This window comes from Enterococcus italicus DSM 15952, from assembly GCF_000185365.1.
Classification (GTDB): Bacteria; Bacillota; Bacilli; order Lactobacillales; family Enterococcaceae; genus Enterococcus_G; species Enterococcus_G italicus.
In genome coordinates this window covers 1,348,005-1,366,352 of the sequence record NZ_GL622241.1, presented here as the reverse complement: position 1 = coordinate 1,366,352, position 18,348 = coordinate 1,348,005, and the positions used below count along the sequence as shown (strand labels likewise).

Below are 18,348 nucleotides of genomic sequence, written 5' to 3'. Positions count from 1 at the left end.
AAGAGTATGTCATTACAATTTATTTTAGGTAATGGATTTGTCGATCATCAAAAAGAATACCTTACAATGGCGCGGGAGTGGCTAAAAAAAGGAACTGATTATCAGGTCTTTTTTTTGGTTCCAAACTACAATAAATTTGAGCGTGAAATGACATTATTGCATGGACTAAAAGAAGATCAAACTGAGAGCTTTGCGAGTATTCGTGCGCAAGTGTTTAGTTTTCAACGATTAGCTTGGTATTATCTGCAAGAAATCGAAACCTATCAGACAAAGCAGACAATCAGTGAGTCAGGTGCCAATATGATCATGCAAAAAGTGCTAGTTGAACACCAGGCAGATTTGCAGCTATTTCGTGGTGAGATTAGCAAGCTAGGGTTTGTCCAGCAACTCGTCTCTTTATATGCCGAGTTTCAACAAGGGGGCGTGTCAGTTGAAGCATTACACTTAATGGGTGAGAAGGACAATGCATCAGCTGAAATCGAAGAAAAGCTGCATGAACTATCTCAAATTTTTGGCCGGTATGAGCAGCAGCTACTTGAAAAAGAAGTGTCCCTTGCACAGCCTTTGATTGAGTTAACCAATTACTTGGTGAGCAAGCTCATAAATGTGAGTGAGTTTTCAAAGACGATGTTTATCATTACTGGCTTTTCGTCCTTTAAACCAGATGAAAAAGGCTTAATCGCAACGCTGATGCAGCTCGGACAGGTGAAAATTGACTTGCTTTTAGATCACCCGGCACTGAATACGTCACCGTTGGATTTATTTTTTGATGCACAAAAAACGTATGATTATTTCTTGAATTTCGCAAAAGACCAAAGCATTCCGATTCTTTTTGATAACAAAGTGGTGGCGAACGATCAATCGGATAATCGCTTTGTGGTGGAGCAATTTTTCCGCCAGACGCAAAATGGACAGACTTTCATAAAAGACAAAGCCGTGGATGATTACCTCCATGTGTGGCAAGCTGATTCCATCCAAACAGAGATGCATCAAGTCGCCTTGGAAATCAGGCGAATAGTGGCTGGCGAGACCGAGTTAGGCAAAGAGAAGACGTATAAAGATATCCAGCTTTTTTTAGCTGAGGAAGATAAGTACCGACCGTATTTAGCTAGTATCTTTGCTGAGTATGAGATTCCAGTCTATGTCAATGAAAAGAAAAAGATGGTCCAGCATCCATTGGTTCAGTTTTTGGAGACTATCGTGGATTTGGATCGGTATTATTATCGTTTGACTGATATTATTCGTTTGTATCGTACAGAATTGTATGTCCCACACTATGTAAAAGAAGCCTATCCTGATTTTTCGAGACAACAAATACAATTTCAACAGTTGATTGATGTGACAGAAAACATCGCGCTTGCCCAAAATTTCCATGGCAAACGATGGATTTCTGCGAAAGATTGGCAAGTCTATTCTTTTGATGCAGAGCAGGAGATGCCTGTCGAAACGACGGATCTATCACTAAAAACCAACAAGCTACGGCAGGCGTTTCGTAGAGACATCCATGGTTTTTTAATCAAAATAAAGCAAGCTGAGACGTTCGCTGAAGCTACACGCATGCTGTATGACTTCTTACTAAAAAATGGGGTCGATCAGCAATTGCTCGCTTGGCGAAATGAAGCAGTCCAAGCCGGTGAACTCGATCAAGCACGCAATCATGAACAAACATGGTCGGCATTAATGGCGACTTTCGATGAGTTTGTCCATCTATTTGGGGACACGCCATTTGATTGGTCTGTCTATACGAATTTGTTAATTCATAGTTTGACGAATGTGACCTTTGGGAAAATCCCTACGTCCATCGATCAAGTTCAAGTCAATCGCATCGATCTTGCTCGTCCTGCACAGGCCGATGTCGTTTTTGTCTTAGGTGCGACCGAGACAGCATTACCTAGAAAGCAAGAAAATCAAACCTTACTTGACTCAAATGAAAGAGAATGGTTAAACGAACAACTTTTAGGTGAACGACTAATGGACCCAGTCAAAGAAAATCTAAGAAAAGAACCACATGTCGGCTATAGTTTACTTTTGGCTGGAGCGAAGCGGACGTATCTCAGCTACCCAGCTAGCTCAGAGACTGAACAATTCGTCAAGCCGTCGCCCTATATTCAGCGATTACTCGACTGGCAGATGGTCACCGCTACAAAAAAAGCGAGTCTAAAAAAAGAAATAGTACCGACCGAAGTAGTCGGCACCTATCGCGGTCTGATTCGCCGGATTAGTCAGATTGAACGCCAATCTAAGCAAGAAAAACTGCCATTACCGACAGTGTGGCGTCAATTGAAACAAAAGGTCTTGCAGTCGCCGTTACGTGAAGTAGCAGAAATGGTCTTTATGAGTAGTGATTTTCAAAATATTCCTGTTTCATTAACGAAAGAGCAGGCTGAAAAACTGTACGGGTCCTCTCTTTATAGCTCGGTCTCTCGACTAGAGACGTATCACAACTGTGAATACCGCTACTTCGTCCAGTACGGCTTACGCTTAAAGGAACGCGATATTTACGGCTTAACTTCGGCTGTTACGGGTGAATTTTTCCATGATGCCTTGGATCGCTTTTTAAGTCTATTGATCCGTGATCAGTTATCGTTGACCAATTTGACAGAAGAAATGAGGCAGTCTTTGGTCGAGGAAGTGTTGAAAAGTATTTTTGGCGATGCACGCTATCAAATATTAGCGAGCTCGTCGCGGATGATGTTTTTATACCATCAACTATCCCAAACCATTCAGCGGGTCTCTTGGGTCATCCAAGAGCAAGCGAAACGCTCAAAATTTAGTCCTGCACAGACCGAAGTATTATTTGGCCAAATTGCAGCGAAGAAAGGCATTAGCGGACTAGAAATTCCGTTAAATAATGGTGGTAAGCTCCATGTCAGGGGCAAGATTGACCGCATTGATCATGTGTACGTTGGCGATCAAGCTTATATCGGCGTGGTGGACTACAAATCGAGTGCCCATGATTTTTCGATCACTGATGCCTATTACGGGTTAGCGATGCAGCTGTTGACCTATTTAGATGTAGCTTTAATGGATGCAGCCGAGCTAATTGGACAAGAAACTGCCAAACCAGCGGGCGCCTTTTACTTGCATGTACAAGATCCAATCTTGAAAGAAGAGGAAAATCTTGATCAACAGCGACTGAAAAAATACAAGTATACCGGCATTTTTATGAATGATGCCTCACTCTATCAGGCGTATGATCAGTCTCTAGAGAAATCACAAAACTCAGATGTCTTTCCAATTCGCATGGACAAAGATGAGCACTATCAAATAGTGTCTCAAAGCAAAGATAAATTTTATACAGAGGATGAATTAAACGTTTTACTCGATCACAATCGGCAAATGATGAAGCAAAGTGCCGAAAAATTATTGCAAGGAACCATTTCTTTAAATCCTACTTTACAACTCAAAAACCAAAAACGAGCATGTCAGCATTGTCCGTTTCGATCGGTTTGCACGTTTGATGCCATGTTACCTGAAAATAATTATCACAAAATCGAGACGCTATCTAAAAACGCGGCGATTCAAAAAATGGAGGAGGGCAATCATGAGCATTCCTAAAAAGCCTGAAGGATTCATGTTTACTGATGATCAGTGGCAAGCAATCTTCGAAACAGATCACCATCTACTAGTTTCTGCGTCTGCTGGGTCAGGCAAGACGCGGATCTTGGTTCAGCGCGTGATTGAAAAGCTGAAAAACGGTGTGAATATCGATGAACTATTAGTCGTGACTTTTACAGAAGCTGCCGCCAGAGAAATGAAGCAACGAATCGAAACCGAATTACACAAAACCATTCAGCAGGCGAGGTCAGAAGCGATGATTCAGCATTTTCGCAAACAATTGACGCTCTTACCAATGGCGCAAATCTCAACACTGCATTCGTTTTGTCTCAAAGTTATTCGTCGCTATTATTACTTAGTCGAATTAGACCCTGGTTTTCGCTTATTAACGGATGAAACAGAAGCGCTACTGATTCAAGAAGATGTGTGGAATGAATTAATGGAAGAGGAATACGACGCCTCACGTCCTGAGTTCTTTCAGTTACTACAAAACTTTTCAAGTGACCGTTCAGATGAACCAGTCACAGAAATGATTTTACGCGTCTTTCAATTTTCAAGAGCGAATCCACAGCCAGATGTCTGGCTTAGAAAGCTGAGTCAGGCTTATGAGAGTGGGCAGTCGATTGCTGATTTGCCAATTTATCAGTCAATCATTAAGCCTGCACTTGTCGAGCTTATTACGACTATGGTCAATCGCTTGCAGCGCGCGATGCAACAAAGTGAAGTTGAAGCCTTATTAGAAAAAGCCTATCAATTACTTGCAGCTGAATTCGAACAACTAGTGGCTTTAAAAGAGGCCATCCTTTCTGACCAAATTGATGACATGTACGTGCGCCTGACGACTCCCATTTTTGCTAAACGATACCCGAGTTACCGCAAAGAAGAAGTGAAGATCCTATCTGAACCTATCAAACGGATCAGAGATGAAGTCAAAAGTCAGTTTGACACAATGAAAGAATACTTTCCTTATGATCCGAAAGTGATGGGTGACTTAATGCGTCAATCGCAACCACTTGTGAAAGAAATTTCGCGACTGACTGAGTTATTTGCTGAGCGGTTTCAACAGCGGAAATTGGAAAAAGGACTGTTGGATTTCAATGATTTAGAGCATTGGACATTGGCGATATTGACGAATGAACAAGCCGATGTCTCACCACAGACTTTTTACCGTCAACACTTCTCAGAAGTCTTAGTGGATGAGTACCAAGATATCAATCGCTTGCAACAAGCAATCCTTGAAAGGGTGGCACAAGCCAATCCGGGGAATTTATTTATGGTCGGCGATGTAAAACAATCGATTTACTCGTTTCGTCTTGCCGACCCGACGTTATTCATTGATAAGTATGATCACTATCGGCAGCACCAAGATGGGGAAAAAATTGATTTACGAGAAAACTTCCGCTCACGTGAAGAAGTGTTGTCGTTTACCAATTTTATTTTTGAACAACTAATGGATCGGAAAGTAGGCCAAATCGATTACCAAGATGAAGCAAAACTGGTCGCTGGGGCAACCTATTATGAAGATCAAAGCGAATTTTTTGAACCAGAAATTTTACTCTATGAAAAAGAAAATGAAGAGGAGCTTGCTTTCTTTGATACAAAAGCAGAAGGTGAAATCCATTTGGTCGCGCAAAAGATTTGCCAATTACTTAACAATCAGCAGACCATTCTGGATCGCAAGTCGATGACCATGCGGCCGATTCGCTATGCTGATATCGTGCTCTTGACACCGACTAGAGGCAATCATTTAAAGATGGTTGATATTTTTAAAGAGTATGAGCTACCGCTTGAACTTAACGATGCCCAAAACTATTTTCAAACGACTGAAATTCAAGTGATATTGAGCTTGTTACAAATTATTGACAATCCCTTACAAGACATTCCTTTTGTCAGTGTGTTGCGCTCGCCAATTGTTGGACTGACTGAAGATCAATTAGTCACATTGCGACTTGCTAAGCGCGATGTGACATTCTACCAAGCATTTCAAGTGTATTTAAAAAATGGCACCGACGACGTCAATGATCCTTTGCAAAGAAAAGTGCAGAAGTTTGCCAATCAATTGGAGCGTTGGCGAAAAGTAGCCCGTAAAGTAGCCGTGGCTGATTTATTATGGCTGATTTATGATGAGACGGCCTATCCTGATTTCATGCTTGGGTTGCCATCTGGTAAGCAGCGCTATGCCAACTTAATGGCGCTAGTGTCCCGAGCCGAGGATTATGAAAAGACGAGTTTTAGAGGGTTATATCAATTTATTCGGTTTGTCGAAAAAATGCGCGAAAAAGACAAGGATTTGGTCGAACCAGTCGCTGAAATGACCGGTGATGCAGTGAGAGTCATGACCATTCATGCTAGTAAAGGACTAGAATTTCCAGTCGTCTTTTTGATGGATGCAACGAAAGAATTAAATATGCAAGATTTACGGAAAAACTATTTATTGGATGAGAACGAAGGGATAGGAATCCAATACCTATCCTCGCAACGTGTCCACTATGCGACGCTTCCCTTTGTGGCATTGAAGCAAGTGAAACTAAGAAAGCTATTATCTGAAGAAATGCGTAAGCTTTATGTCGCCTTGACGCGAGCCGAGCAAAAGTTGTATTTAGTAGGATCTTATAAAAACAAACAAGAAGCCTACAAAAAATGGTTGACTGTTCAATATGAAGAAGAGCAATTTTTAGATGAAGCAAGCCGCTTAGTAAGCAAGACTTCATTAATGGATTGGATAGGCAAAACATTGGTCCGTCATCCAAAGATGCAGCAGTATTTTGAGCATGCGGAGTCAATCGTAAAAACAATTGACCATCCAGCAAAATTTGCCCTTCATTGGTATACAGCCGAAGAAATTTTAGAGCAAAGAAGCACATGGTTTGCTCAATTACACGTCACTCATCCGACTTTAGAGACGGCTAAAGAGTATGAAACGATACCGACTGTGTTGCAAAGACGCTTAGACTTTCAATACCCACATCAAAAAGCGACAATGACGACAAGCTACCAGTCCGTCTCAGAAATCAAGCGACTCTATCAAGATCCAGATGACATGGAGGATAATCGGTATGACTGGTTTGCATCCCAAGAGGACAAAAAAGGCTATCGACTGGTCAATCAAGGACTAGCTGTCCCAGAATTTATGAAAACCAAGCGTCTTGATCCGACGTTCATCGGCCAAGCGACTCACCGTATTTTACAGCACTTGCCATTAGCGACTGACTGGGAGAGAGTAGCGTTTGATGCGTGGCTTGAAGAATTTTACCTTCACCAAGGATTTCCGGATGACCTGATTGCGGCCATTGACCACGAGGCGTTGTGGTGGTTTTATGAGTCGGATTTGAGAAAAATGATGAGCCTACATGCTGATTGTGTGCAGCGTGAGCAGCCATTTTCTATGTTGCGGCAAGCGAAAACAATCTATCATAACTTTGGCGACGATGACGCAGAAGTGTTGATTCACGGAATTATCGATGGCTACATAGAATTTGAGGACGAAGTGATTTTGTATGATTTTAAAACCGATCACATCTCAGCAGCTAAAACTGAAGAAGCACTTATTGATAGCTACCGGGGCCAATTAATGCTCTATAAAGAAGCATTGCAAAACGCACTAAAAAAACCAGTAGAATCTGTTTATCTTATCTTGCTTTCTCAGAAAAAAATGGTAACCTTATAAAGGTATGCTGTGCCCTGAGCACTACTTCTTACAATTGGTAAGAATTATGATAGAATACCAATAAAGAGGTGATTGAAATGATAGAAGTAGAAAAATGTGATTATACTCTTTGTCCTAAATTTGAAAAAGCCTTTTCAATTTTAGGAAAGAAATGGAACGGACTAATCATCCAAGTTTTGCTCGAACAACAAGAACAACGTTTTGTTGAATTGTCTAAAAAAATCCCAATGCTAAGTGATCGGGTGTTATCTGAACGACTGCGTGATTTAGAAGATGAAGGCATCATCGAAAAAAGCGATAGTCATTACCGATTAACTGACAAAGGATTAGGCTTACAAGAAAGCTTTGAATCGGTCAAAATATGGAGCGAAGAATGGTGCCATCCGGAAAGCTAGTTGATTTTTCGTCATTTCTTTAGTAGAATTTACACATAACAAAATGAAACCAAAAAATGTTGATGGAAAAGAGTAGTCTTTTTGTGATTGATCAGGGAAGCTTATCATAGACTGAGAGTAAGCACAATTTACGAAAGATGAAGTTCACTTCCGGAGTTTGCTTGATTGATTCAAGCCGGCAATTCTGTCGTTAAGTAATGAAGTGCGTGAGTAATTCACGAATTAGGATGGTATCGCGAGCCCTCGTTCCTTTATGGAACGAGAGGCTTTTTTTATTGTGGAAAAGGGAGGAACAAGTCCATGTCATTGCAAGAGAAGCTGGAGAAGCTAAAAGAAGAAACACTTAGTAAAATTGAATCAGTGAAAGATCTAGTTGATTTAAATCAAATTCGTGTCGAAACATTAGGCAAGAAAGGTCCAATTACCGAAGTATTACGAGGGATGAAAGATCTTTCTGCCGAAGAACGCCCAAAAGTAGGAAGCTTCGCCAATGAAATTCGTGATAATCTAAGTCAACGAATCGAAGAACGAAAAGCACAGTTGGAACAAGCTGCGTTAAACAAAGCTTTAGCAGAAGAAACCATCGATGTTACGCTGCCAGGTAAGCAAGTAAATCGCGGAACACGTCATGTGTTAACTCAAATTATGGAAGAAATTGAAGATATTTTTATCGGTATGGGCTATCAAGTCATCGAAGGCAATGAAGTCGAGCAAGATCATTATAACTTTGAACGCATGAACTTACCTAAAGACCATCCAGCGCGCGATATGCAAGATACGTTTTATATTTCGGAAGAATTACTGATTCGTACACATACGTCGCCTGTCCAAGCACGGACGATGGAAACACACGATTTTTCTAAAGGACCATTACGAATGGTTTCACCAGGAAAAGTGTTCCGACGTGATACCGATGATGCTACACATAGTCATCAATTCCACCAAATTGAAGGACTAGTTATTGACAAAAATGTCACAATGGGTGATTTAAAAGGAACACTAGAAGTATTAATGAAAAAAATGTTTGGTGAAGATCGAAAAATTCGTCTTCGTCCTAGCTACTTCCCATTCACAGAACCATCTGTAGAAGTTGACGTTAGCTGCTTCAAATGTGGCGGTGAAGGCTGCAATGTCTGCAAGCATACCGGTTGGATTGAAATTCTCGGTGCTGGTATGGTGCATCCAAATGTCTTAAAAATGTCAGGAATTGATCCTGAAGAATATAGTGGCTTTGCATTTGGCTTAGGTCCAGACCGGATTGCAATGTTGCGTTATGGAGTCAATGATATCCGTAATTTTTATTTAAATGATAGTCGTTTCTTGACTCAATTCAAGGGGGAGTAAGTACATGTTCGTTTCATATAAATGGTTGAATGAATTAGTTGATCTGGGAAGTGTTACACCCAATGAACTAGCTGATAAAATGTCGGTCACTGGGATAGAAGTAGAAGGAGTGACCGTCCCAGAGGCAGGCTTGAAGAATTTGGTTGTCGGAAATGTCGTTGAATGCATCGATCATCCTGACTCAGACCACTTACACGTTTGTCAAGTCGACGTCGGTGGAGAAGAATTGTCCCAAATCGTATGTGGCGCGCCTAACATCAAAGCTGGTGTCAAAGTTATTGTTGCGTTACCTGGTGCCAGAATTAAAGACAATGTAAAAATTAAAAAAGGAAAAATGCGCGGACAAGTATCAAATGGTATGATCTGTTCACTACAAGAACTAGGTATTAGTGACAGTGTAGTTCCAAAAGAATACTCAGAAGGCATTTATTATTTACCAGCTGACGCAACACCGGGTGAGAGTGTTTTTCCATACTTAGAGATGGATGATAGTATCATCGAATTATCTATCACGCCAAATCGAGCTGATGCATTAAGCATGCGGGGTGTGGCATATGAAGTGGGTGCCATCTATAATCAAACACCGAAATTTTCTGATGAAGTGTTGGTTGAAAGTGATCAGCCTGCAAGTGAAAAAATCGCAGTGCGTGTGACCGATGAACAACTCGTTCCAGCTTATCAAGTGCGCATTATTGAAGATGTGACGATTGCGCCGAGTCCTGTCTGGTTACAAAATCGCCTAATGAATGCAGGCATTCGCCCAATCAATAATGTCGTTGATGTAACCAATTATATTCTATTGCTATTTGGTCAACCATTACATGCTTTTGATTACGACCGAATCGGATCAAAAGAAATTGTTGTCCGTCAGGCTACTGATAAAGAAGAATTAGTGACTCTGGACGGGGAAACACGGGTTTTATCACCGGAATCATTAGTGATTACCAATGGCGAAAAACCGATTGCTTTAGCCGGTGTGATGGGCGGCCTGGACTCAGAAATCGTGCCTGAAACGACAACTGTCGCGTTAGAAGCAGCGCTATTTGATCCGATTTCAATTCGTCGTTCAGCCAAACAATTCCATTTGCGTAGTGAATCATCTGCGCGTTTTGAAAAAGGCATCAATCAAGCAACAGTCGCTCAAGCATGTGATGTCGCAGCTGCGATGATTGCCAAATTAGCTGGAGGTACGGTCTTAAAAGAGGCAGTAGTCGCTAGTCATGTGGAGCCAAAAGACGTAACTGTATCCATTAAATTGGATCGCATTAATCGCTACTTAGGTACATCTTTGTCACTAGCTGGTGTCGGAGGGATTTTTGATGCACTAGGATTTGCCTATGAACTAACAGGGGAAGAATACACGGTATCGATTCCACCTCGTCGCTGGGATATCAGCATTGAAGCAGATATCATTGAAGAAGTGGCTCGTATCTATGGCTATGATCGTTTACCTTCAACCTTACCAACTGGCGAGACAGTCGCTGGTGCATTGACTCGTTCCCAACGCATCACAAGAGCCATTCGTAATGTAATCGAAGGCGCTGGCTTTTCAGAAGCAATCAGCTATGCCTTAACGACTGAAAAAAAATCCAATCAATTTACCATGCAAGCAAGTGAACCAACACGTCTTGACTGGCCGATGACCGAAGACCGTGCTGTATTACGAATGAATTTAATTAGCGGGTTGTTAGATGACTTGGCTTATAATATCGCGAGAAAGAACCAATCACTTGCTTTCTATGAAGTAGGTCGCGTCTTTTATCAAGCAGGCAATCCTAAAAAAGAACTACCAAAAGAAGAAACACATCTTGCCTTTGCGCTAACGGGTGAAATCAAAAGCAAAGACTGGCAAACAAAACCACAAGCGGTTGATTTTTATCAATTAAAAGGAGTGTTAGAAACATTATTTGACAGTCTATCTTTAACAAAGGCAATTCGTTTTGTTGCGACAGATGCTATCGCAGAACTTCACCCAGGTAGAACAGCGGATATCTACTACGAAGATCACCGCATTGGCTTCATCGGTCAAGTTCATCCTGCGACTGCAAAAGAATATGACATTGCCGAAACATATGTTGCTGAGCTGAATCTAGAAGCGGTTATCGCGCTTTCTGTTGGCGAGGTACGCTATCAATCCGTATCGAAATACCCAAGCGTCAGTCGTGATATTGCCATGTTGGTAAAAGATGACGTGGCCAATCAAGATGTAGTTGATGCCATTCAAGCAGTAGCTGGTAAATATTTGACTCAAGTGAAAATATTTGATGTGTACCAAGGTTCTTCAATCGAAAAAGGCATGAAATCTCTTGCGTACTCATTAACTTTTAGTAACCCAGAAACGACGCTGACAGACGAAGAAATTCAAAAAGCAATGCAAAAAGTAGAGAAAAATCTACAAGAATCACTTAAAGCTGTCATCCGATAAAAAAATACCTATCAAGTTGTTTGTTTCCAAACTGCTTGATAGGTATTTTTCATTTGCATTGATTATGCAAAGTATTGAATGCCCATGGCTTGTTTTACTTCAGATAAAGTCTGCGCAGAGACTTCACGGGCTTTTTCACTTCCTTGTTGCAATACGGACATCACGTATTCAGGATCTTTCGCCAATTCTTCACGTCTGGCACGAATCGGACCAAACGTCGCTTCTAATACATCAATTAAGTAGCGTTTAATTTTTACGTCACCTAATCCACCTTGGCGATAGTGATTTTTAAGTTCTTCAATATATGCTTTATCCTCGCCAAAAACGTCTAGATAAGTGAAGACCATGTTGCCTTCGACATTCCCTGGGTCTTCGACATGAATATGATTCGGGTCTGTATACATACTCATAACTTTTTTCTTAAGAGTATCTGCTGAGTCAGCTAAGTAGATCCCGTTGCCTAGAGATTTACTCATTTTACCATTGCCATCGATACCAGGAAGGCGCCCCATGCCTTTTGGAGGTAAAACGGCTTTTGGATTAACTAAGACTTCGCGATAGGTGGTGTTAAATGAATGAACAATTTCTTGAGTTTGTTCCAGCATCGGCTTTTGGTCTTCACCCACAGGAACAAGATTGGCTTTAAAGGCAGTGATATCTGCCGCCTGTGAGATTGGGTAGATGAAGAAGCCAGTCGGTACACCTTCACCGAATTGTTTTTGCTCGATTTCAGCTTTGACTGTGGGGTTACGCTTCAATCGATTGACACTAACTAAATTTGCGTAATACATTGTCAATTCAGCTAATTCTGGAATTTGTGATTGAACAAATAGAGTAGATTTTTTCGGATCTAAGCCGACAGCTAAATAATCCAGAGCGACTTGTAAGACATTTTTCGCTACTTTTTCAGGATTCTTTGCATTATCTGTCAATGCTTGTACGTCAGCGACCATAATAAATAATTTATTCTCGACATCTTCTTGCATGGCAACGCGTGTTTTTAATGAACCAACATAATGCCCTAAGTGAAGTTGGCCGGTGGGGCGGTCCCCAGTAAGTATTGTATTCAAATTATTCACCTTTTCTTTAAATGATTAACTTTATCTTACCTTTTTTTCAAGATGATGACAACAAAGCATCATTGGTTCTGAGTAGAAAATTTTGTAGCAACGATTACGACTTGGCCTCCTATTCGGTCGCATCTGAGAGAAGTCCATGCAAAAAAAAAGCAAGGTAACTGGATGTACCTTGCTTTTTTCTAATTAAACTGGTAATTATATGAGTTGATCTTTTTTTAGCTTCGCTACTTATGCCAGTAGAAGTTTTTATACTACATTTGCTAAAACACAGACGAATCCTAATGCAACTAGAGGTACTAAAATACCACCAATCATAAAATTCCGCCTACAATCTCAATTGCAATCACAAGATAGGTAATAAAGGTGGGAACCCCTATACTTCCAAAAAGCCAAGTGTTGATTGCAAATCGGTTGCTTTAGCAATCCCGTATACGAGCATTGATACTCCTAACATAATGCGCACGAGAACTAAGCCAAGTGCTTATCGGTTTACTTTTTCCATCTTCATTCCTCACTTTCTGTTTAATAGATTTCAACTATATCTTACTTGAAGTAATCAATAAAGATGCTTATACTTGCTAAAATTTTATCGAATAAACGGCAGACGTTTTTCATTTTTAGCAATAATGGGTATAATAAAGAAGATTATGTGAAAAGAAGATTATGTGAAAAGAATTTTGAATGACTAGAGGGATAAAGTATGGACAAAAACCAGCCGATTGGTTTTATTGATTCCGGTGTTGGCGGATTAACAGTTGTCAAAGAAGCATTAAAACAACTGCCGAATGAAAATATTATCTACCTTGGGGATACAGCGCGTTGCCCTTATGGACCCAGACCAGCAGAGCAAGTAATAGCCTTTACGTGGGAAATGACCCGTTTTTTACTAAATAAGAACATCAAAATGCTCGTCATTGCCTGCAATACAGCAACGGCAGTAGCATTGGAGGAAATAAAGAAAACATTATCGATTCCAGTGATTGGAGTTATTTTGCCAGGTTCTCGAGCTGCCATCAAAGCGACACACACCAATCAGATTGGTGTTATTGGCACAGAAGGGACTATCAAAAGTGCAAGCTATGAACGAGTGTTACAAGAAAAATCACCGAAAGCCAAAATTCTTAGCCTAGCTTGCCCAAAATTTGTACCGATTGTTGAAAGTAATCAATTTCAGACATCAGTGGCCAAAAAAATCGTTGCTGAAAGTCTTCGCTATTTTGAAAAACAACCTGTTGATACGCTAATTTTAGGCTGCACGCATTACCCCATTTTGCGTCCTTTGATTCAAAATGTGATGGGCTCCAAGGTCAAATTAATTGATTCGGGTGCTGAAACAGTGGGTGAAGTTAGTACCTTGCTTGATTATTTCCAAATGGCTAATACGACGCTTACGACGGAGCGTTCGATGACTTTTTACACGACAGGATCGACGAAAATGTTTGATCAGATTGCAAAAGAATGGTTAAAAGAAAACACGATTTCATCTAAACATATCGCACTTGGGGAGGAAAAGTCATGAGATACGATGGCCGCTATGAAAAGAGCAAACGACAAACAAAAATTGAAACCAATAACCGAAAGTATGCATTAGGATCGGCTACCATTCACCAAGGAGATACAATTGTCAGTTGTGCAGTAAATTTGTCCGACAGTCAGGACGGCTATCAGTTGAAGCTTGTACAACTGATAGCTCCGATGGCAAATAACCAAGAGCTGACTAAAAAGCAAAAAAGTAGCGAGCTTTTTCTAGAACAACTATTAAATGGGGTTCTTAGCGATACCAATCTAGGAGGAAAAAAATTACATATCGAAGTGGTTGTTGAGCAAGATGATGGGAGTTTTTTAGCTGTTGCAGCCAATGCGATGTATTTAGCCCTTCAGCAAGCGTGCGACACACTTACTCGTAGAAACAATCAATCGAATTCAGGAATTAGTCAAGGGTTCGCGGCGATTCAAGTCGCCTTCATTACGCCAGAGATTCCTTTAATCGATCCAGATAGACATGAAGAATTACAAGCTCTTGTTGAAGCGACTGTGTGTGTGAATGAAGCAGGTGAGTTTTTAGCGGTCCAGTTTGATAATAATGGTCGGCCATTTGGCATTAATGAATTGAATGGTGTGTTGATTAGCGGTACGGCCGTGGCACAAGAAGAAATTCAAGAACTAAAGAGCCATCTTTATACACCCTTTACCCCAATGAAAGAAGACAAAGTAATCGTGATTGCGACAGGTAACGAAGGCAAGGCACGTGAATTTGCAGCATTATTTGAGAAAAGTGGCTATCAAATTAAAACAATGAAAGATTTCCCAGAATTGCCCGATGTGGCGGAAACAGGTCAGACGTTCGCTGAGAATGCTTGCTTAAAAGCAGAGACGATAGCGACGATCATTCAAGCGCCCGTCCTAGCCGATGATTCCGGTCTAAAGGTCGATGCACTTGGTGGATTGCCAGGCGTGCATTCCGCACGATTTGCTGGTTTACAAAAAAACGATGCTTCCAACAATGCCAAATTAATGTATGAGTTGACAGACGTTCCTGATGAGAAACGTACGGCACAATTTCATTGTACACTTGCCTTAGCTGCTCCCGATAAAGAAACATTGGTCGTCGAGGCAGAATGGGAAGGACGCATTGGCAGGATTCCTAGAGGGGATAATGGCTTTGGCTATGATCCGTTGTTCGTGATCGACCAAAGCGGGAGAACAGCTGCCGAATTGACTGCTAAAGAGAAAAATGAACTAAGTCATCGTGCAAGAGCAATTAAAAAATTAGAAGAGCATTGGCTTGAATGGTTGGAAGGAGTAGAAGAATGAAGTATTTAGTAATGAGTGATAGTCACGGTGATCGTGACATTGTCCAAAAAATTTACGATCAATTTAAAGGACAAGTTGATGTATTTCTCCATTGTGGCGATTCGGAATTACCAGCTGAGGATCTGCTATGGGAATCAATTGTCGTCATTCAAGGTAATTGCGATTATGATACAGGTTATAAAAAAGAACAACTCGTGCGTACAAAAAATGACCGGATCTATCTGACACATGGTCACCTCTATCAAGTGAATTTTACAATGACACCGCTAGAACTTCGTGCAAAGGAAGAAAAAGCAACGATTGCATTGTTTGGTCATACGCACAAACTTGGATGTGAGTACATTGATGGCACATTATATGTAAATCCTGGCAGCATCTCTCAACCAAGAGGGCTACCATACAAAAGTTTTGCAATTATCGATAGCAACGATGATACTTTTGATGTCAGTTACTATGATCGATCTGCTCAGAAGATCCCCGATTTGACTTTTTCTTTTAAAAAAAAGTAAATAATTGATAATTTCATTTATTCAAAAAAGTTAATTGGTATAATATGGTCAGAATTATCATAGGAGGACGCATACGTGATAGGAAAAAAAACAAGAGAATTAATGGAAATCCCAGAAACCGATTTTATTATTCCGGCTGACAATGTTGCGACTGTCTTGTATAACCATCCTTTGGAACATGCGTTGTTAGTATTGTCAAAAGTCGGATACAATCAAATTCCAGTATTAGACTCAGATGATCGTCTAGTTGGCTTAATTAGTCTGGCGAACATTGTGAATCGCATGATGGGCCTGACTGGCTTTGATGAAAAATTAATTGAAAATTTAACAGTTGCTGACGTGATGGAAGTGAATGTCCCTTGTGTAGCTGACAATGATTTGGAAGATATTTTGCATCTATTGGTTAACCGCTCCTTTTTACCACGAGTTGATGAACAAGGTGTTTTTTGTGGAATCATTACACGAAAAGAAATCTTAAAAGCGGTGAATCATTTGGTTCATCGTTTGGAAAAAGAGTACATACTACTTGCAAAAGCACCCATGAAAAACCACGCATAATAACGAGAGGGATGCTTTTGAACCATAACAACTAAAAGACGGTAGAATCTAAAAGTTTGAGAAACAACTTCTGGATTACACCGTCTTTTTGCTAATTGCTGAAAAATCTGTCTCAGCTTATTACTGTATTTATTTATTCGTAATTATAGGTTCGTTTGGAATAGTAAAGCCTTCTGCCAATAATGAGTTGATTGAATCGCTCAAGAGTTCTTCTTTCACTTTGTACTGAAAGCCATTCTTGGTATAAAGTGTTGTACGGATAGCATAATTACCATTGCCAATATCTACTAGACCAAACACAGAAGGGGGAGTAGTGATGCTGTCTTTGTAAGAATCTTCAATCCGTCGATTCGCTTGCTCGATAATCGCGCGGATATCTGCGATGCCTTCGCTTGGATTAATGCGAACATCGACAATCACCTGCATATCTGCACGAGATGTGTTACTGATGGTCGTGATATTACGATTTGGAATAAAGTGGACCGTGCCATCAACAGCTTTAAGTTGCAATGTACGTAGACCCACACTCGTAACTGTTCCTTCAACATCTAAATTCTTAAGTCGGATATAATCCCCAACATCAATTTGTTGCTCCATAATGATAAAAAATCCCGTAATGATATCATTCATAAACCCTTGTGCACCTAGGCCAATCGCTACACCAGCAATCCCAGCACCAGCCAGTAATGATCCGACCGGTACACCTAAGACGGAGAGAATGGAGTATAAGAAAAAGAAGCCAATCGTGTATTGTACAATATTACGAATCAATGTATGAATGGTCGTCATTCGACCAGCATTCAGATTCATACGTTTGCCATAGGATTGATATGTGCGATCAATGACAGCTATCGCGATTCGCCAAATAAGTAAAAATAAGAGCATGAGAAAAATAAGCATTAATGCTTTTTGAATAATAATGGCTATAATCGCTTCCCAATCAATGGCTTGCCACCATTTTTGGAACGCATTTAATTGTTTTTCTGCAGGTGCAATAATGGAACTATCAGAACTAGAGGTAGTGCCAACACCAAAAAAAAGACCGAACATAACTAGTTTGATTCCTTTCTTTCTGTTTTTCTCATTTTACCATACAGAAAATAAAGAAAGAAGAGGTGTCGCTTATGATAAGTGTACGCCTTTATCGACGAAAATAACTTCACCAATTATTCCACTAGAAAGTGGGCTCACTAAAAATGCACATGCATTGCCGACCTCTTCGATAGTAACTCCAACATGGTCAGGGGTACGATCTTCTGATAATTGAATTAGTTTTTGATAGTCTTTGACACCCGTAACGGCCAATGTTTTGATTGCTCCAGCTGACACGGCATTGACGCGAATCTTTTTAGGAGATAAATCAGCAGCTAGGTACCGAACGGAAGCCTCTAAAGCTGCTTTCGCGATGCCCATCATATTATAATTTGGTACAGCACGCTCAGATCCTAAATAGGTTAACGTTACGATACCGCTATTTTCAGCTAAGATTGGTTCAGCATAGCGTGTCACTGCGATAAATGAGTAACTACTTACATCTTGTGCTAATGCATAGCCCTCACGAGAGATTTCTGTCACGCTACCTTGAAGATCGTCTTTATTTGCATAAGCAATCGCATGGACCAGTCCGTGAATTTCGCCAGCGTATTCTTTGATTGTAGCGAAGGCTTGTTGAATGCTCTCATCATTTGCAACGTCACATTCGACTAAAAATTCAGATCCTTCCAGTAATTTTTCCAAAGATTTTTTCATGCGATCGTTTTGATAGGTGTATATAACTTCTGCACCTTGTTGTGTTAATGCTTGTGCGCAGCCCCAAGCGATACTTTTTTTATTGGCTACACCCATTACTACGATTTTTTTTCCTGTTAAAAAACTCATATTGTCACTCCTTAATCCTGTAGACACGAAATTATCACAAAAAAGATTTATGATTTCTTATTATTATCGAAAAAACTTTGATTGTCAAACTAAATATATTCTTTATATATAACTATTGCTA

The 18,348-nt window shown here is 40.5% G+C and carries 12 protein-coding genes and 1 other annotated feature; of the genes, 9 read left to right on the top strand and 3 right to left on the bottom strand.

Going from position 1 to position 18,348, the window contains the following annotated elements:
• Positions 1-6: 6 nt before the first annotated feature.
• The 5 genes from HMPREF9088_RS06380 (at position 7) to pheT (ending at position 11,389) form a co-directional block, all read left to right on the top strand.
• Positions 7-3,558, top strand: coding sequence for a PD-(D/E)XK nuclease family protein (locus HMPREF9088_RS06380; protein WP_007208351.1), 3,552 nt, complete (start codon positions 7-9; stop codon positions 3,556-3,558).
• Positions 3,542-7,225: a helicase-exonuclease AddAB subunit AddA gene (addA, locus tag HMPREF9088_RS06375; protein ID WP_143139669.1), complete on the top strand. Its 3,684-nt coding sequence runs from the start codon at positions 3,542-3,544 to the stop codon at positions 7,223-7,225. The genes HMPREF9088_RS06380 and addA overlap by 17 nt, the downstream gene beginning before the upstream one ends.
• A 77-nt stretch (positions 7,226-7,302) precedes the next feature.
• Entirely contained in the window at positions 7,303-7,620 is a 318-nt protein-coding gene (locus HMPREF9088_RS06370; protein ID WP_007208349.1) for a winged helix-turn-helix transcriptional regulator, read from the top strand.
• Between the two features lie 50 nt (positions 7,621-7,670).
• Positions 7,671-7,874: a binding site (T-box leader), on the top strand.
• Positions 7,875-7,920: 46 nt separating this feature from the next.
• Positions 7,921-8,964 carry a phenylalanine--tRNA ligase subunit alpha gene (pheS, locus tag HMPREF9088_RS06365; RefSeq protein WP_007208348.1) on the top strand — a complete coding sequence of 348 codons (1,044 nt, stop codon included), beginning with the start codon at positions 7,921-7,923 and terminating at the stop codon, positions 8,962-8,964.
• Between the two features lie 4 nt (positions 8,965-8,968).
• Positions 8,969-11,389 carry a phenylalanine--tRNA ligase subunit beta gene (pheT, locus tag HMPREF9088_RS06360; protein ID WP_007208347.1) on the top strand — a complete coding sequence of 807 codons (2,421 nt, stop codon included), beginning with the start codon at positions 8,969-8,971 and terminating at the stop codon, positions 11,387-11,389.
• A 62-nt stretch (positions 11,390-11,451) separates the two neighbouring features.
• Here pheT and trpS read toward each other — a convergent pair whose 3' ends face one another.
• Positions 11,452-12,459: a tryptophan--tRNA ligase gene (gene trpS, locus HMPREF9088_RS06355; RefSeq protein WP_040366586.1), complete on the bottom strand. Its 1,008-nt coding sequence runs from the start codon at positions 12,457-12,459 to the stop codon at positions 11,452-11,454.
• Between the two features lie 709 nt (positions 12,460-13,168).
• Here trpS and racE point away from each other — a divergent pair.
• The 4 genes from racE to cbpB all read left to right on the top strand — a co-directional run bounded on the left by racE (position 13,169) and on the right by cbpB (position 16,349).
• Complete coding sequence (racE, locus tag HMPREF9088_RS06350; protein ID WP_007208344.1) at positions 13,169-13,987, top strand: glutamate racemase; 819 nt, start codon at positions 13,169-13,171, stop codon at positions 13,985-13,987.
• Positions 13,984-15,282, top strand: a complete 1,299-nt coding sequence (locus HMPREF9088_RS06345) for an XTP/dITP diphosphatase (RefSeq protein WP_007208343.1) — start codon at positions 13,984-13,986, stop codon at positions 15,280-15,282. Before racE ends, HMPREF9088_RS06345 begins: the two co-directional genes overlap by 4 nt.
• Complete coding sequence (locus tag HMPREF9088_RS06340; protein ID WP_007208342.1) at positions 15,279-15,791, top strand: metallophosphoesterase; 513 nt, start codon at positions 15,279-15,281, stop codon at positions 15,789-15,791. The genes HMPREF9088_RS06345 and HMPREF9088_RS06340 overlap by 4 nt, the downstream gene beginning before the upstream one ends.
• A 75-nt stretch (positions 15,792-15,866) precedes the next feature.
• Positions 15,867-16,349, top strand: coding sequence for a cyclic-di-AMP-binding protein CbpB (cbpB, locus tag HMPREF9088_RS06335; protein WP_007208341.1), 483 nt, complete (start codon positions 15,867-15,869; stop codon positions 16,347-16,349).
• A 129-nt stretch (positions 16,350-16,478) separates the two neighbouring features.
• On the opposite strand, the gene HMPREF9088_RS06330 is transcribed toward cbpB, so the two are convergent.
• The gene (locus tag HMPREF9088_RS06330) at positions 16,479-17,399 is read right to left on the bottom strand and encodes a mechanosensitive ion channel family protein (protein ID WP_007208340.1); all 921 of its coding nucleotides are present in this window, start codon (positions 17,397-17,399) and stop codon (positions 16,479-16,481) included.
• 72 nt (positions 17,400-17,471) lie between these two features.
• Positions 17,472-18,227: an enoyl-ACP reductase FabI gene (fabI, locus tag HMPREF9088_RS06325; protein WP_007208339.1), complete on the bottom strand. Its 756-nt coding sequence runs from the start codon at positions 18,225-18,227 to the stop codon at positions 17,472-17,474.
• Positions 18,228-18,348 lie beyond the last annotated feature (121 nt).

Bases quoted from the DNA above. Each gene is read 5' to 3' on its own strand.
- HMPREF9088_RS06380 (WP_007208351.1), top strand. From the start codon at position 7: ATGTCATTACAATTTATTTTAGGTAATGGATTTGTCGATCATCAAAAA.
- HMPREF9088_RS06370 (WP_007208349.1), top strand. From the start codon at position 7,303: ATGATAGAAGTAGAAAAATGTGATTATACTCTTTGTCCTAAATTTGAA.
- pheS (WP_007208348.1), top strand. From the start codon at position 7,921: ATGTCATTGCAAGAGAAGCTGGAGAAGCTAAAAGAAGAAACACTTAGT.
- pheT (WP_007208347.1), top strand. From the start codon at position 8,969: ATGTTCGTTTCATATAAATGGTTGAATGAATTAGTTGATCTGGGAAGT.
- racE (WP_007208344.1), top strand. From the start codon at position 13,169: ATGGACAAAAACCAGCCGATTGGTTTTATTGATTCCGGTGTTGGCGGA.
- HMPREF9088_RS06345 (WP_007208343.1), top strand. From the start codon at position 13,984: ATGAGATACGATGGCCGCTATGAAAAGAGCAAACGACAAACAAAAATT.
- HMPREF9088_RS06340 (WP_007208342.1), top strand. From the start codon at position 15,279: ATGAAGTATTTAGTAATGAGTGATAGTCACGGTGATCGTGACATTGTC.
- HMPREF9088_RS06330 (WP_007208340.1), bottom strand. From the start codon at position 17,399: ATGTTCGGTCTTTTTTTTGGTGTTGGCACTACCTCTAGTTCTGATAGT.
- fabI (WP_007208339.1), bottom strand. From the start codon at position 18,227: ATGAGTTTTTTAACAGGAAAAAAAATCGTAGTAATGGGTGTAGCCAAT.